Source organism: Bacillus sp. JH7 (assembly GCF_001563515.1).
Taxonomy (GTDB): Bacteria; Bacillota; Bacilli; order Bacillales; family Bacillaceae_G; genus Bacillus_A; species Bacillus_A cereus.
In genome coordinates, this window is the sequence record NZ_LPUS01000001.1 from 49,392 (window position 1) to 64,182 (window position 14,791).

A 14,791-nucleotide genomic window follows, 5' to 3' on the forward strand; every position below is an offset into this window, starting at 1 on the left:
AACGAAATAGCTCCATCCGACATTTCGTGCACAACTTTGTAGGGGACATTTTTAACCTTACAAAATTGTAATGTTCCTGTAAGGAGAATGAATGGATGGTATGATATCCCAATGTTATAGTAACAAAGTACTTTTGTTCAGTAGGTTAAATTTTTATATCTTTACTTATGCGTCTTACATAACTGTCATGTTTGTGTAAGAAACATCGATAGTGGCAAGAGTAGAGAGTGTATATAGTTGAAAATAGAGAATAGAAGAAATGAGGGATGTCGAGATGAAAACAGTGTTAGAAGCAAAAAATATTGAAAAAGTGTACGACACGGGTGGGAATAAATTTGCAGCGTTAAAAGGTATTAACTTACAAGTAAAAGAAGGTGAGTTCGTTGGAATTATGGGACCTTCTGGTTCTGGTAAGACGACTTTACTAAATGTTCTTTCTACAATTGATAATGCGACGAACGGTGAAATTTTAATTGATGGAAAAGATATTGTAAAGATGAATGATGATAAGTTAGCGTTATTCCGCCGTGATCATTTAGGTTTCATTTTCCAAGATTATAACTTATTAGATACGTTAACGGTGAAAGAGAATATCGCTTTACCACTTGCGTTATCAAAGGTGAAAGCGAGTGAGATTGATCGCCGCGTTCTTGAAATCTCAAAGAAATTCGGTATTGATCATATTTTAAGTCAGTTCCCATATCAAGTATCTGGTGGGCAGAAGCAGCGCTGTGCAGCATCGCGTGCAATTGTTACGAATCCAAGTATGATTTTCGGAGACGAGCCAACTGGAGCACTTGATTCTAAATCTGCAACAGATTTACTTGAAAGTATGAAGTCGTTAAATGAATATGATAACTCAACAATTTTAATGGTAACGCACGATGCATTTGCAGCAAGTTATTGTAAACGAGTTATTTTCATTAAAGATGGTGAACTATATAAAGAATTACACCGCGGTGAATCGACGCGTAAACAGTTCTTCCAAAAAATTGTTGACGTAATGTCTTCTATTTCTGGAGGTATGGCTGATGACCTTATCTAGCATTGCCCTCCGCAACATACAGCGGAACTTTAAAGACTACTTTGTATATTTTGCATCTATGATTTTTAGTATCGTTATTTATTTTACATTTAAAGCACTGCAATATAATTCACAAATGGAAAAAGCAGCAGAAGCTTCAAAAAAAATTAGCGGAGCGTTCCAAGTTTCAAGTGTGATGCTTATCATTTTCGTAGCAGTGTTCATTATATATTCGAACGGATTCTTTACACGTAAACGTAAAAAAGAAGTTGGCTTATATTCGTTATTAGGTATTCGTAAAAGACAAATTGGTAAAATGCTCTTTTATGAAAATATGTTAATGGGATTAATGTCATTAGTAATTGGGATTGCAATCGGTAGTGTCCTTTCAAAATTATTCCTTGAGTTATTAGTAAATATGATGGGATTAAATTTAAACGTTCATTTTGAAGTACCGATGGCTGCCATTATTGATACAGCAATTATTTTCTTTGTGATTATTTTATATACATCACTTCAAGGATATCGTTTAATTTATCGCTTTAAGTTAATTGAACTTTTCCGTGCAGAACGTGAAGGAGAAGCAATGCCAAAAGGATCTGTCATTATGGCATTAATTTCAGTTTTCTTAATCGGTTCAGGTTATTTTTTAGCATTAATGTACATGAAAGCAGTTATGTATGCAGACTTTATGGTCGTTGCATTATATATTTTATTAGCGACAGTAGCAGGGACTTATTTACTGTTCATGTTCTTCACAGTATTTGTATTGAAACGTGCAAGAAATAATAAGTCAGCATTTTATAATGGTATGAATATGGTAACGACATCACAGTTACTATATCGTATTAAAGGAAATGCGAAATCACTTGCGACAATCGCTATTTTAAGTGCGGTAACATTAACAGCGGTTGGTACGTCAGTTACGATGTATTACAACACATTTACGCAATCAAAAGTTGCTGCGCCGTATAGTTATTCCTATGAGAAAAAAGATGCAGCATTAGATAAAAAAGTAAATGAAATACTTGCTGGAGAGAAGAATAATCACCCAGTCACATATGAATCAGAAGTTGAAATGATTCCTGTGAAGGGAACATTTAAAGGTGAAAGAGCTGATCAAGTTCTGAACACACACTATAATGTTACGAATCAGTACCAGCTTATTTCTCAATCAAGCTTTAATACACTTGTGAAACATTTAGATGTAGAACCTGTAAATTTAAGTGCGAATGAAGCTTTCGTATATGATAGCTTATATATTGAGAAACTTGATTTTGGTCCTCTTTATACAGGAAATACAGCTGTATTCCCTGTTGGAAACGAGTCAAAAGAATTAAAAATTAAAGGTGTAAATAATAGAAGCCTTACAAATTTAAATGAACTATTTGTAATCGTTCCTGATAAAACATATGAGCAAGTGAAACAAGTAAACGAAACGCGTACTGTAAAAAATATTGATGTAAAAGGTGAGCGAAATAGTAAAGAGTTAACAGCAAAATTAGCAAGCATTATGCCAGCTGGAGAATCAGAAGTTTTAAAACCATTTAACGATTTCTATACAGGATTCCAAATGGGGCTTGAAACAACAGGCTTAATGATGTTTATTGGGTTATTCTTAGGATTAGTATTCCTATTAGCAACAGGCTCAATCATTTACTTTAAACAATTAACAGAAGCAAGTGCTGACCGTGATCGCTACGTTGTTCTTCATAAAATTGGTGTAACGAAGCAAGAGATGAAGAGAGCTATCGCAAAACAAGTGAGCTTTATCTTTGCTATTCCGTTAGTAATTGGTATTTTACACAGCCTATTTGCACTAAAAGGTTTATCAAATATATTACCATTTGAAATTATGATTCCGCTTCTAATTAGTATTGGAGTATACGGCGCGATTTATATTGGATATTACTTCTTAACAGTTCGTTCTTATTATAAGATCGTGAGTGCGAAGTAATAAGGGACAGCTATCGCTAGAGGCGATAGCTGTTTTTTTATTCTTCATAAAATCTTAAGAAATCTCCTCAATTTTTGTTAAGAAATAATAGTTATACTTAGAAACAAGTTAGAAACTATTGAACGAATGAGGAGAGGTTTATATGCAACTCATAACATTCTTACATGAATTTATTAAACATCCGAAACATACTGGTGCAATTGCGCCAAGTTCAAAAATATTAGCAAAGAAAATGGTAGATGTAATTGATTTTAATAAAGCGAAATGCATTGTAGAGTTAGGTCCTGGTACAGGAGTCTTTACGAAAGAAATTATGAAGAGAAAGAAGAAGGAAACAATATTTCTTCTTATTGAAATTAATGAAGTGTTTTGCAAGGAGCTAAAGAGAAAATTTAAAGATGAGCAGAACGTCATTGTTGTACACGGTTCAGCCGAAAATATAAAAAAGTATATAGAAGATCTCAATATAGAATGCGTGGATTACGTTTTATCGGGATTACCTTTTACCTCTTTACCAGAAGAAGTTTCAAAGCGTATTTTAAACAATGTAATGGAAGGGATACATGAGAATGGTGAATTTATTACATTTCAATATTCACTTGTGAAAAAAGGATTTATACAGCACTTCTTTCCTGAAATTACGCTAGAGAAAGTGTGGCTCAATTTCCCACCAGCGTATGTCTTTAGCTGTAAAAAAGAGCTAAGGAGAGCATATGCATAATGAAATTACATGAATTATTATCTTATATTGAACAATACGGTTATTGGGCATTATTTTTCTGTTTATGGTTAGGTATTATTGGTATGCCAATTCCAGACGAAATGATCGTAATGAGTGGTGGCTTTGTATCTTCACTAGGGATATTAAGTGTCATTCCTGCATTTTTATTAACATATTTAGGTGTTGTATCTGGGCTTTCTTTAGGTTATATATTAGGGAAAATATTTGGTACGAAAGTACTTGATAAGCTAATGAAAAAGAAAAAGGCGAAATATCTTTTGAAATCTCAACAAATGGTAGAGAAGTATGGTCATTATGCGTTAGTCACAAGTTACTTCATACCAGTTGTAAGACATATCGTACCGTATTTAGTTGGAATGAATAACATGCCATTTAAGACGTATGCTTTGTATTCTTATACGACAGGATTTGTTTGGACACTCGTTTACTTTGTGCTCGGTGCTTTATTTGGACAACACATTGAAAGTATTGTAGCGATTGCGATAGAATATGGCTTGTATTTTGGCGTGATTGTTTTTATTGTTACAGGTATTCTTTATTTATATAGACAAAAAAGAATCACACTGATGAGTAAATAGAAGTAAAGAAAGTTTCTTCCAGTATGAAGGACAAGATAGGATTATAAGTATAAAATTATCTTTATTTAATGGTAAAATATAGGTAAGTAGTTAAGGGAGGAAGAGCGTTGTGCTACTCATTTTTAGCCTTATCTTAATTGGAATTATGTGCAGTATGAAAATAGTATCTTTACACATGATAGAACGACAAAAGGTAGAGGAACGATATGTATATTGTCCAAAATGTGATACAAAAATTAGAAGAGGAAATTCAGCTCCTTTTTGTTCGAAATGTAATTTAATATTTTAAAAATAAAAAGTCCGAAATCACTTTATATAGTTTCGGACTTTTTATTTTTAAGTAAACATTAATCCACCTAGTTCTCTTTCGTTTGTTTATTAGCTAAAATGGATTATGAATAACAATAGTATGTAAACGAAAATAAATATAAATGTACACATGGAGTGTTATATTTGGAGATTTTAATCATAGTAGGATGCCTAAACTGTATGGATGTTAACCTTTTTAGAGAAAGATATCCCAGCTAATTTAGTTTGGAAGATTGAAAGAATAGATTGAAAATAGATGAGAAGTGGAGTGCATATGATGGAGACACAAATCGTTATTGGAGTACCTGGTTTATGGAAAGATAGAACAGAATTAATACAAGAAGTTGTGAGTAAAAGTAACTATATATTAGCGGGAAATGTTATGCACCATAAGGAGAAAGAGATTGGCTTTGAAATTGATATATATGAACAAGAGGATCCATTTTATAATCCGTGTGGGGTATGGAAGTTAGAGAGTGCTTCGGCAAAGAAATCTATCTTTCAAAAATTGGGGAGTGTGCTAAAAGGATGGAAAAATACATAAAAGAACAGAGGAGTATATGTGATAAATATAAAGCGGAGTATGTAGAATCTCCGAATGACTTGAAATTAGGAATAGCGCAAAATGTGAAAGATGGTATCGCTCCGATTAATGGGTTACGAATGCCTATAGAAAACGGAACGACAGGTTGGTACATTTGGGCTGGTGAAGAAATGGGGACAGAAGAAGATTTCTTTCTTCCTTTACACGTTCAACATATTGATGAATGGGCACCTGAAATAAAGAAGTATTTAGGGTTACCACCTGGTTGGAGATTTTTAATTGCTGGAGATTACGAGGACGTGTGGTATGATCCGAATTTGTTTGATGAAGATTTAGAAGAGGATGCAGATGAATGGGAAGAAAACATGCTACAAGAGTATGGATGGTACATGCATAGCATATTAGCAGAAGATATTGATGGCATCCATGCTAATTATCATACGCATGGTCTAAGAGATAACTTTAATCATCAAGATTTACAAATAGCATTAAATATGGATCCTGAAGCCGCGCATAGTGTTTTTTGTACCATAATAGAAGAAATAAAGAGCGGAAAAAAGTTTGAACAAGGGATTGAGTATACGAATATTATTGAAGGATATCCCATTATTATGAAGTCTTTCGTAGAGATGGATCGAGAAGTTTTGAGGGTTTTATTACCTGATGAAAGAGGAACTCTTCCTACGAGGCCAGAGTGTGATGAATGTTATAAGACTCAATTGGATGATATTGAGGAGAGTTGATAAAAAAGAGCTTGAAACTATTCAAGCTCTTTTTTTATCACTATTTATGTCCTAAAATATGCTCAATCTCATGCAAACTTAATTTACTTGCCTTAGCAATCGTTTCAAGTGGTATACCAAGATCATACATATTTTTAATCATTTGAATTTTTCCCTGCTGAACTCCTTCTTTTCGACCTTGTTCAATGCCTTGTTCAATGCCTTTTTTAATTCCTTGTTTCATCCCTTGTTCCATTCCTCTTTTTATTCCTTCTGTCTCTGCATGGGCGAATTTTGCTGCTTCATCCATTAAAACTTTCTCCCTTGCGTCATAGGCTTGTCGGAAAGATGAATCTTGACTCATACGTTCCCATTTATTTATCGCTTTTTGTAAAATAGGGTCTTGGTTCATAGCAATATCCTCCAATAGTTTAGTTAAGTGCTCATCCTCATTTGCTGAAAGCAATAAAAGCCAACGAACAAATGGATCTTTCCACGGATTTACTTTTTCTTCATGCCATTGTTCAGTTAACTTTGGAATTTCTATAATGTGGATTTCAATGTCGTCACTCAGGAGTTTTTGTTGTTGTGTATTCCATAATATGCTTGTTGTTTGGAAGGCTGGGTGTTCCGAAAACATTACGAAGTTTAGTAAGTTTATGGTGATGGTTTTGTGAAGTGCACTGTAGGGCATCCCTTTTTGTAGTTGAGATGTGTATAGTCTTCCCCAATAATATAAACTGCGTTTAACCATATCGTGATTATTATTGAGTTGTATTTCTACATTGACTTTTGTTCCTGTGTCTAATGTTGCTGAAATGTCTAAAATAGATAACTTATCCTCTTCATATTCCCTGTGTAAATGTGGATCTTCTAGTTGTAGAGAAGCAATGGGCGACTCTAAAGACTCTTGTAACATAGCATTTAAAAATGCAATTAGAATATCTTCGCTACCATTCGTACCAAACAATTGTTTAAATGCAAAATCAATGCGTAAATTAACTAACTGTTGGTTGAACAAAGTTTGTCCTCTCCCTTATATGAAGGTACTTCTTTCCTTCATTGTACATAAAAAGAACTAGAGTATGCAAACAAGCCATTCTTCTATTTTTTAGTAGTTTTATTAGAATGTCACAGGTAAGTATGGTTATGTTATACTCTAGTGAAATTAAAAAAATATTTTTGTTTATATCGGGGTGAAGATGATACATATGCAAAAAGATATTTTAAAACTATTAGATAAAAAGCAAAGTAACTATGAATTTCCTGCCTTTGATAATGAATATATGGATATTTCACAAGTGAAATTCTCTCTTTTCTTTAAAGATGCTAAGGATTGGCTAATGGTGTTTCAAATTGTGGGTGTAGGTTCATTAGGTGTATGTAATGATATTCAAGTATATGGCGATAGAATTACTCATTCAATGGGTGATGATTGCATTTTACAATTAAATAATGGCGATTATGAGTTGTTTGATGATGAAGGTGAATTTATACCGAATATTTATAACGGCAGTTTAAAAATTCGCGAGCATCATTTTGAATATGAATTTACAGAAGAGGATTATATAAATAATGGAATAGAAGTACAAACGACAGAGCATTATCCAACATACTTTATGCGTATGCTTGCTACTAATGAGGAAGCTCAAAAATTATTGTGGTGGGATAAAGGAGAAATTTTAGAAGAGTTCGGTTTAGAAGGCGACTGGGAAGTAGCGTATGAAACGGAAGAATGGAAACATGTTGAAGACGAAAAAGTAAGTGAAAATGAATTCTTCCAATCAGTAGCCGCTGCAATAGAGAAGAAAGATCCAAGTGTTATTGTGAATGAAAATGCTAATACGCATTGGAGAAATTGGGTAGAGTTTGATTGTGACTGAAAAGGATAGGAGAAAGAATGACAAATGAAAAGAAGAAGAAAATCCGGAGAAAAAGTACAAATGCATCGTTTTGCACTACCTCTATGCTACGGAAGTGAAGCACCATATTATTATTACGAGGTAGCGCCCCATGAAAGAGAGGAACGCTTCCATTTAACATCAGATCTTTGTGTAATGGATGGTGAACATTATTTTATTAGAGGATGTTTAGAGATTCCTATAATTGACTACCACGAAAATTTCATATGGACTGTGTGGGTATCACTTAGTAAAGAAAGTTATGATGAAGTATTAGAAAAGTGGGATGAAAGAGGCCGAGAAAATAGTGATCCTTATTTTGGTTGGTTATCTGTAGAAATACCAGTTTATCCAGAAACATTAAATTTAAAAACAAATGTACATATAAGAGAAGTTGGAATGGCACCGTATGTTGAATTAGAGCCAACCGAGCATCCTTTAGCGATCGAACAAAGAAATGGAATTACTTTAGAGAGAGTTAAAGAAATAGAGGAAATGATCCAACAATATAACTAGATTAGAAGAGAAAAAACGAGTGCTAGCACTCGTTTTTTTATTACACAACCGCAGGATTATAAATCATCGTAAAGTGTCCTGGTAATAATTCAATGTGACAAGGTGTATGAAGCGAGCTTTCTCCATCTGTATCTACTTCTTTTTCTTCTTTCGTTTCAATATGAATGGATTTCGCTTTTACGTGGAAGATGTCATTTTCATTTGAGTCTTCAAATAGTTTCTTTCCGATGTAATCTTTAAATGCTTGAATACCTGTTGATTTGACTACGAAAATATCAAGTGTTCCGTCATCACATTTTACGTTCGGAATAAAGGATGGAATACCACCAAGATATTCACCATTTCCAACCATGACAAGGACAGCTTCGTCTTCATATACTTGTCCGTCATAAGTAATTTTTACCGGGAATGTTTCAGCATTCTTTACAGTTCGAATTGTGCTTAAATAGTAACCGATTTTACCAAGCTTTGCTTTTTCTTCTGCATCGATATTGTTTGATACTTCAGATACGAGACCAATTCCCCAGAAGTTTAAGAAATGTTGTTCATTTGCTTTTGCAACGTCAACTGGTTTTATGTGTTCTTTTGTAATAAGTTTTGCCGCTTCTGCAATGTTTTGCGGAACACCAAGTGTGCGAGAGAAGTCGTTGCAAGTTCCGCCTGGAATGATTGCAAGTGTAGGTCTAGTTTCGAGAGGTGCTAAGCCATTTGTGCATTCAAATACTGTTCCATCACCACCAAAGACGATAATTAAATCTACTTTACTAGCAAACTCTTGGCAATATTTTGTTGCATCACCTTGTTTTTTCGTATGAAGGATATGTAGATCAGGAAAAGCTGCGGCAATAGGTGGTACGATTTTCGTTAAATTTGTATGTAAGTCACCTTGACCAGCTTTCGGATTTACGATAAGGAGTACTTTTTCAAATTTTGTCTTTGTCATTTTTCATCTCTCCCTGTAGTTTGTAATGGCAAGAAAGGAGCTGTTCCCATGTATTTTAGAACAGCTTCTCCCTATTAATTGGATGCTAACATTGTCAGTTATTGTCGGTAAGTCGATATATTTAAAAAATCGCCGATATACATTTTATGTACTATCAATTTTTTAAGTTATACGATTATTCCGTTACAACTGAAGCGATAAATGGTAAGTTACGATATTTCTCAGCACAGTCGATACCGTATCCAACGATGAATTCGTCTGGAATTTGGAAGCCAACATACTCAGCTGTTAAGTCTACTTTACGGCGTTCTGGCTTATCAAGTAATGTACAGAACTTGAGTGCCTTTGGTTTATGCATAAAGAAGTGGTCTTTTAGGAAATGAAGTGTTAAACCAGAATCGATAATATCTTCTACAACAATTACGTTTTTCCCAGTAATGTTTACGTCGATATCTTTTAGTAGTTTCACTTTTCCTGTTGTTTCTGTTTGATTTCCGTAGCTAGATGCAGAAATAAAGTCAATTGTTACATCATTTTTGATGTGACGAATTAAATCAGCAGCAAATACGAATGAACCTTTTAATACTGCGATAACTACGATTTCTTCTCCTTCAAAGTCACGTTCGATTTGAAGTGCTAATTCTTTAACTTTTGCTTGTAATTGTTCTTCAGAAATTAAAGTGTCTTTTATTTCAATATTCATTGTAATCCTCCTACAGTGTAAAACTTGCGAACATTTCGACTGTAAAGGATAGAATAGAAAAAGTCAAAGGAGATAGTAATTTTTTACAAAGATAACGACAAAATCATCTGATGATATGATATACTAAGTATATTAAGAAAACGCTTCCATAAAGGGTGAATATGATGAAGAAGAAACAGTACACAAGTGTAACATTTATAAAAGCATTACTTTTAACAATTGTTCTTGGCCTGTTGGCTTACGTAATTGATGTACCTGCGATTCGTATATCATTAATTGGAATGACTTTAGTGTTAGGAGCAATTTCGCACGGTATGATGTCGCAGCTAAAAGAAGCTGGACTTGATGATATGAGAGATCATATAGATAAAAAGTAAGAAACCTTCATTATATAGAGTGAAGGTTTTTTTGTTTCTTACAAAAATGTAAGGTAGTTGTAAGGCAAATCGATAGTTGCATAAGAGCATTTTGGATAAACTATGGGTGTAAGGTAAAAGGCAAGCATATTTTAGGTAAATTAAGTTTTAGGCACTCTATATGTGAAAAAGGAGTAGGAGGGCATGGAGAAACGTTGGACGACCTTTTCTTTTTTAGCGACTAGTAACACCGTAATGCTAGATGGAAAAATGGATTTTTTGCACTTGTTTGATCGTGAAGATGATCATTCTTCTTCTAAATTTACAATGAAATGGAATAAATGGAGCGAGAGTTGTAGGTTTGAAGAAGAGGCCCCTAACGAAGAGCAAAAGATTATTTTAACAAACCCTATTAAAGCGTGGGTTGTTCAACGTCGTAAGTGTAACGTCAAAAATCACTTCAAGAAAACTGAGCCGAGACAATTAGTTATCGCTCCGGCCCGTTCTACTTCCAAATCACGCGAAAGTAACATGTAAATAATTGAGACACACACCCGAAAAAACATCGTACATATTGCGATGTTTTTTTCTTTTTCTACAATGAAATCTTTAAATGAAATATATTTCATCTGCATCTTATATTTATATCTCTTGCTTATTCTAGTAATACATCCGATGCGAGTAGATGTGAATAAAATATAAGGAGAGAGTGAAAATGAAAAAGAAACTATTACCAATTTGTGCAATGGCACTTTTAACAGTAGGATATTCTTCAGTAGCGAGTGCGGATACTGGAACAGTAACAAAGGAAGAAGAAGCGCAGGTACAACAGGATAAAGCTAAAAAAGAAGAAGCAATTAAGGAACAGCAAAAAAGTGAAATAGAGAAAAAGCAAGCGGCACAAGTACAAGAAAAAAATGATATGGCTAAAAAAGAGGAAACAATAAAAGCTGAGAAAAAAAGTGAAGAAGAGAAAAAGAGAATAGCGCAAGAACAGTTAAAAAACGATATGGCCAAAAAAGAAGCAGCGATAAAAGCCGAGCAAAAGAATGAAGTAGCTAAAAAAGAAGAAGCAAAGCCAGTTGTACAAGGTGAAAAATTACCAAATACAGCATCAAATAATGTAGCAATGATGGGATTAAGTGCATGTCTTGTAGCGGTAGGTACATTATTTGGTTTGAATCGTCGCAATAAGATTAAAGCGTAAATAAAATATTTTCCTATAAAGAATGGGATAATTTCATATATTAAAAATGGTAGGTTACTCCTACCATTTTTGGCATGGAGGAATGAAGAATGAAGTTACTCAATTATATCGGTATCATATTGATGGCTATAGGGCTATTCATGGGATCCTATTATGCTGTGGAATGGTATAAAGGAAGAAGCTCTGCCGGGCAATTAACGGCAGAAGAAATAAAGAGCCTTAAAAATATACAAGGTACTCAACTTTCTCATGAAACACCTGTAACTTCTCAAGTGCCTTCTTCTCAAACAGAACATAAAGAAGGAGAAAAGGTAGCGATGTTAAACATACCGAAAATAAAGAAGAAGTTTTCTATATATTGGGGAGCAGATGATATGACTTTGAAAAAAGGAGTGGGTATGTTCGTTAGTGATTTAACGACAACTCCATCTGGAGGGGGACATACTGTACTGAGTGGACATCGAGATACTGTATTTACAGATTTAGAAGAGTTGAAAGAAAAGGATACCCTTGTTTTAGAGTATGATAATAAAACGTACACATATGAAATTCAAAAGACATGGATTACTCATGCGGATGATCGTACTGTTATTATAAAAAAAGAAGAACCGATATTAACACTGACAACTTGTTACCCATTTGATTATATAGGGGATGCACCAGATAGATATATTATCGAGGCGAAGTTAACTGGCAGTTATTCAAAGTGAAATTATAGTTTCTGAAAGCGAGAGGGGGATATATAAGTTATGTCAAAAAACATTTTAATTGTTGAAGATGAAGACATATTACGTGAAATATTAAAAGATTATTTTTTAAGTGAACAATATGTAGTGTTTGAAGCGAGGGACGGGAAAGAGGCTTTAGTTGTATTTGAAGAAGAAGAGGTTGATTTAGTTATTTTAGATATTATGTTGCCAGAACTCGATGGATGGTCTGTTTGCCGAAGGATTAGGAAGACGTCCGAGGTGCCTATTATTATGCTGACGGCACGTGTAGATGAAGACGATACGTTACTTGGTTTTGAACTTGGAGCAGATGACTATGTGACGAAGCCGTATAGTCCTCCAATTTTATTAGCAAGAGCGAAACGATTATTAGAAAGTAGAAAAGCATCGAAGAAACCTTTAGAGAACGAAGATGATACGTTATCGATTCATGGCATCCATGTCCATTTTCCGTCGCGTACTGTTACTGTTGATGAGGCAGATGTTAGTTTAACGCATACGGAGTTTGAAATATTGGTGTATTTCATGAAAAATCAAGGAATCGTTTTAACGCGAGAGCAACTCATTTCAAGAATTTGGGGATATGAATTTGCTGGCGATGATCGAACGGTTAATAGTCATATTCGTAATTTAAGAAATAAATTAGGAGAGAAAGCAAAGTACATTACAACTGTAGTACGAACTGGTTATAAATTTGAGGGGAATATATGAGAAAAGGAATTGTACTAAAATTATTTACTCTTACAACAGCATTATGTATGTTGATTTTAGCGACGATATTTATTGGACAAACGATATTTTTTAAACAATATTATGCGAATCGAAAAGTGGAAGATATTAAAGTAAATTTAAATTCCTTTGAGAAGAATTATTTAAACTACACAGGAAACGTAGAAGGAATTCAGAAACTTGAGCAAGACTTTTTAAGAGAAAATAATACGTGGATTACGACATTAGATAAGAACGGGAATTTAAAACACGCAGATGATTTTTATTTTGAAGTAACGATAGATCGTAGGCAACAAAAGAGCTTTGGACAACAAATATTCAAAATTCCCTTAGGTAATCTCGTCAATATAGAGGAAATTGATAATAAATTATCAGAGCAGTTTTTAGGACAAGAAATTTATTTTTCTGGAGTGAGAAAAGAAGATAGTTTTATTCCATTCTCTTTTTCTTTATCTAAGCAGAATTTAAGCGGATCTAATAAACCGCTAGAAAAAGCGTTTAATGAGAAAATGAGTAAATTAGATCAAGAGAAAAAGAAAGCAGCTATGGAACAAGTTAGTAAGGAAAAGAAGCCAGCCGTTCAGGAGCAAGTTATCCAAGAACGAGATGCTTACATAGGGGGGCGTGTTACAAAAGTACAGTTACCAGATGTAAAAGGTCCTGTGAATCCAATTTATAAAAATGGCATCTTCTTAGATAACATAAAAGAATTTCAAACTAATTTATTATTAAAAGAGAGCAAGCCCATACAATATACAACACAAACAATGGACTATGAAAAAAATGATATTAAATATAAATTATTAATGAAACCAATAAAAGAAAAAGACGGATCAGTAACATATATTTATGCGATGGCTTCTTTACAGCCCGTAGATGAAGCTGTACAAATGGTGCAAGATTATTACATCTATATCATTGCATTTGTAGTCGTTCTTATTTTTTTAGCTTCGTTCTATTACTCAAAACAAATTGCCAAACCGTTATTAAAAATAAATGATACGACGAAGAAAATAGCACAATTAGATTTTACAGAAAAAATACCGATTACTTCAAAAGATGAAATTGGAGATTTGTCGAAAAATATTAATGTGTTATCAAATAAACTCCATTCACATATTGGACAGTTAGAAGAAGATATTGAAAAGGAAAGAAAGTTAGAAAATACACGGAAAGAATTCATTTCTGGTGTTTCGCATGAATTAAAAACACCGCTAAGTATTATGAAAAGCTGTATTTTCATTTTAAAAGACGGGGTAGCTGAGCATAAAAAAGAGTATTATTTTCAAGCGATGGAGAGAGAAGTAGACAAAATGGATACTTTAATTTTGGATATGCTTGAGCTAGCTAAATTTGAATCTGGTACATATAAAATGAAAAAGTCTTCGTTTTATATTGATACAGTAATTGAAGATATATGTGAACATCTATCTGTGGAAATAGAGAAAAAAGAACTTCATGTTCATAAAAATATACATTCATTTGAAGTGATTGCAAATCAAGGCCGGATTGAACAAGTCATCGTTAACTTCATTACGAATGCCATACGTTATACACCAAATAAAGAAGATATTATTATTTCTGCAATAGATGAGAAGGATCGTATAAAAGTTTGTATTGAAAATAAAGGTACTCACATTGAAGAAGAACAATTAGATAAAATTTGGGATCGTTTTTATCGAGTGGATACAGCTCGTCAGCGTTCACAAGGTGGGACGGGACTTGGGCTTGCTATTTCTAAAAATATTTTAGAATTACACAATGCTGAATATGGAGTGAAAAATACAGAAGACGGTGTATTATTTTACTTTTACTTACCGAAAAAAGCGTAG

General features: G+C 33.6%; 18 protein-coding genes. 15 read left to right on the forward strand and 3 right to left on the reverse strand.

Features of this window, described 5'->3' with window-relative positions; all coding sequences use genetic code 11:
* Positions 1 to 274 precede the first annotated feature (274 nt).
* The 7 genes from AU379_RS00335 to AU379_RS00360 all read left to right on the forward strand — a co-directional run bounded on the left by AU379_RS00335 (position 275) and on the right by AU379_RS00360 (position 5,897).
* Complete coding sequence (locus AU379_RS00335; RefSeq protein ID WP_000859655.1) at positions 275 to 1,045, forward strand: ABC transporter ATP-binding protein; 771 nt, start codon at positions 275 to 277, stop codon at positions 1,043 to 1,045.
* Positions 1,032 to 2,981, forward strand: a complete 1,950-nt coding sequence (locus AU379_RS00340) for an ABC transporter permease (RefSeq protein WP_000176154.1) — start codon at positions 1,032 to 1,034, stop codon at positions 2,979 to 2,981. The genes AU379_RS00335 and AU379_RS00340 overlap by 14 nt, the downstream gene beginning before the upstream one ends.
* 142 nt (positions 2,982 to 3,123) lie before the next feature.
* The gene (locus AU379_RS00345; RefSeq protein ID WP_001176053.1) at positions 3,124 to 3,702 is read left to right on the forward strand and encodes an rRNA adenine N-6-methyltransferase family protein; all 579 of its coding nucleotides are present in this window, start codon (positions 3,124 to 3,126) and stop codon (positions 3,700 to 3,702) included.
* Positions 3,702 to 4,301: a DedA family protein gene (locus AU379_RS00350; RefSeq protein WP_061138884.1), complete on the forward strand. Its 600-nt coding sequence runs from the start codon at positions 3,702 to 3,704 to the stop codon at positions 4,299 to 4,301. Before AU379_RS00345 ends, AU379_RS00350 begins: the two co-directional genes overlap by 1 nt.
* Positions 4,302 to 4,410: 109 nt before the next feature.
* Positions 4,411 to 4,590: a hypothetical protein gene (locus AU379_RS28155; protein ID WP_001986677.1), complete on the forward strand. Its 180-nt coding sequence runs from the start codon at positions 4,411 to 4,413 to the stop codon at positions 4,588 to 4,590.
* A gap of 294 nt (positions 4,591 to 4,884) precedes the next feature.
* Positions 4,885 to 5,154: a hypothetical protein gene (locus AU379_RS00355; protein WP_000970753.1), complete on the forward strand. Its 270-nt coding sequence runs from the start codon at positions 4,885 to 4,887 to the stop codon at positions 5,152 to 5,154.
* Positions 5,139 to 5,897, forward strand: a complete 759-nt coding sequence (locus tag AU379_RS00360; RefSeq protein ID WP_061138885.1) for a DUF4262 domain-containing protein — start codon at positions 5,139 to 5,141, stop codon at positions 5,895 to 5,897. Before AU379_RS00355 ends, AU379_RS00360 begins: the two co-directional genes overlap by 16 nt.
* Positions 5,898 to 5,937: 40 nt before the next feature.
* Here the strand turns inward: AU379_RS00360 and AU379_RS00365 are convergent, their stop codons facing one another.
* Positions 5,938 to 6,897 (reverse strand): Rpn family recombination-promoting nuclease/putative transposase, encoded by a 960-nt coding sequence (locus tag AU379_RS00365; protein WP_061138886.1) that lies wholly within the window; start codon positions 6,895 to 6,897, stop codon positions 5,938 to 5,940.
* Between the two features lie 190 nt (positions 6,898 to 7,087).
* Here AU379_RS00365 and AU379_RS00370 point away from each other — a divergent pair, with 190 nt between their 5' ends.
* Both AU379_RS00370 and AU379_RS00375 read left to right on the forward strand, forming a co-directional pair.
* The gene (locus AU379_RS00370; RefSeq protein WP_001168095.1) at positions 7,088 to 7,759 is read left to right on the forward strand and encodes a hypothetical protein; all 672 of its coding nucleotides are present in this window, start codon (positions 7,088 to 7,090) and stop codon (positions 7,757 to 7,759) included.
* Positions 7,760 to 7,783: 24 nt separating this feature from the next.
* Positions 7,784 to 8,293, forward strand: a complete 510-nt coding sequence (locus tag AU379_RS00375) for a DUF2199 domain-containing protein (RefSeq protein ID WP_000830212.1) — start codon at positions 7,784 to 7,786, stop codon at positions 8,291 to 8,293.
* Between the two features lie 40 nt (positions 8,294 to 8,333).
* On the opposite strand, the gene AU379_RS00380 is transcribed toward AU379_RS00375, so the two are convergent.
* Both AU379_RS00380 and hpt read right to left on the reverse strand, forming a co-directional pair.
* Positions 8,334 to 9,236: a YegS/Rv2252/BmrU family lipid kinase gene (locus AU379_RS00380; protein ID WP_061138887.1), complete on the reverse strand. Its 903-nt coding sequence runs from the start codon at positions 9,234 to 9,236 to the stop codon at positions 8,334 to 8,336.
* A 175-nt stretch (positions 9,237 to 9,411) separates the two neighbouring features.
* Positions 9,412 to 9,939, reverse strand: coding sequence for a hypoxanthine phosphoribosyltransferase (gene hpt / locus AU379_RS00385; protein ID WP_001019295.1), 528 nt, complete (start codon positions 9,937 to 9,939; stop codon positions 9,412 to 9,414).
* A 161-nt stretch (positions 9,940 to 10,100) separates the two neighbouring features.
* Here hpt and AU379_RS00390 point away from each other — a divergent pair, with 161 nt between their 5' ends.
* The 6 genes from AU379_RS00390 (at position 10,101) to AU379_RS00415 (ending at position 14,791) form a co-directional block, all read left to right on the forward strand.
* Positions 10,101 to 10,316: a hypothetical protein gene (locus tag AU379_RS00390; RefSeq protein ID WP_002001286.1), complete on the forward strand. Its 216-nt coding sequence runs from the start codon at positions 10,101 to 10,103 to the stop codon at positions 10,314 to 10,316.
* A gap of 183 nt (positions 10,317 to 10,499) precedes the next feature.
* Positions 10,500 to 10,832 (forward strand): hypothetical protein, encoded by a 333-nt coding sequence (locus tag AU379_RS00395; protein ID WP_000415613.1) that lies wholly within the window; start codon positions 10,500 to 10,502, stop codon positions 10,830 to 10,832.
* Between the two features lie 178 nt (positions 10,833 to 11,010).
* Complete coding sequence (locus AU379_RS00400; RefSeq protein ID WP_000728022.1) at positions 11,011 to 11,502, forward strand: LPXTG cell wall anchor domain-containing protein; 492 nt, start codon at positions 11,011 to 11,013, stop codon at positions 11,500 to 11,502.
* A gap of 89 nt (positions 11,503 to 11,591) precedes the next feature.
* Positions 11,592 to 12,212: a class D sortase gene (locus tag AU379_RS00405; RefSeq protein ID WP_000771596.1), complete on the forward strand. Its 621-nt coding sequence runs from the start codon at positions 11,592 to 11,594 to the stop codon at positions 12,210 to 12,212.
* 39 nt (positions 12,213 to 12,251) lie between these two features.
* Positions 12,252 to 12,941 (forward strand): response regulator transcription factor, encoded by a 690-nt coding sequence (locus tag AU379_RS00410; RefSeq protein WP_000041847.1) that lies wholly within the window; start codon positions 12,252 to 12,254, stop codon positions 12,939 to 12,941.
* Positions 12,938 to 14,791 (forward strand): HAMP domain-containing sensor histidine kinase, encoded by a 1,854-nt coding sequence (locus AU379_RS00415; protein WP_061138888.1) that lies wholly within the window; start codon positions 12,938 to 12,940, stop codon positions 14,789 to 14,791. Before AU379_RS00410 ends, AU379_RS00415 begins: the two co-directional genes overlap by 4 nt.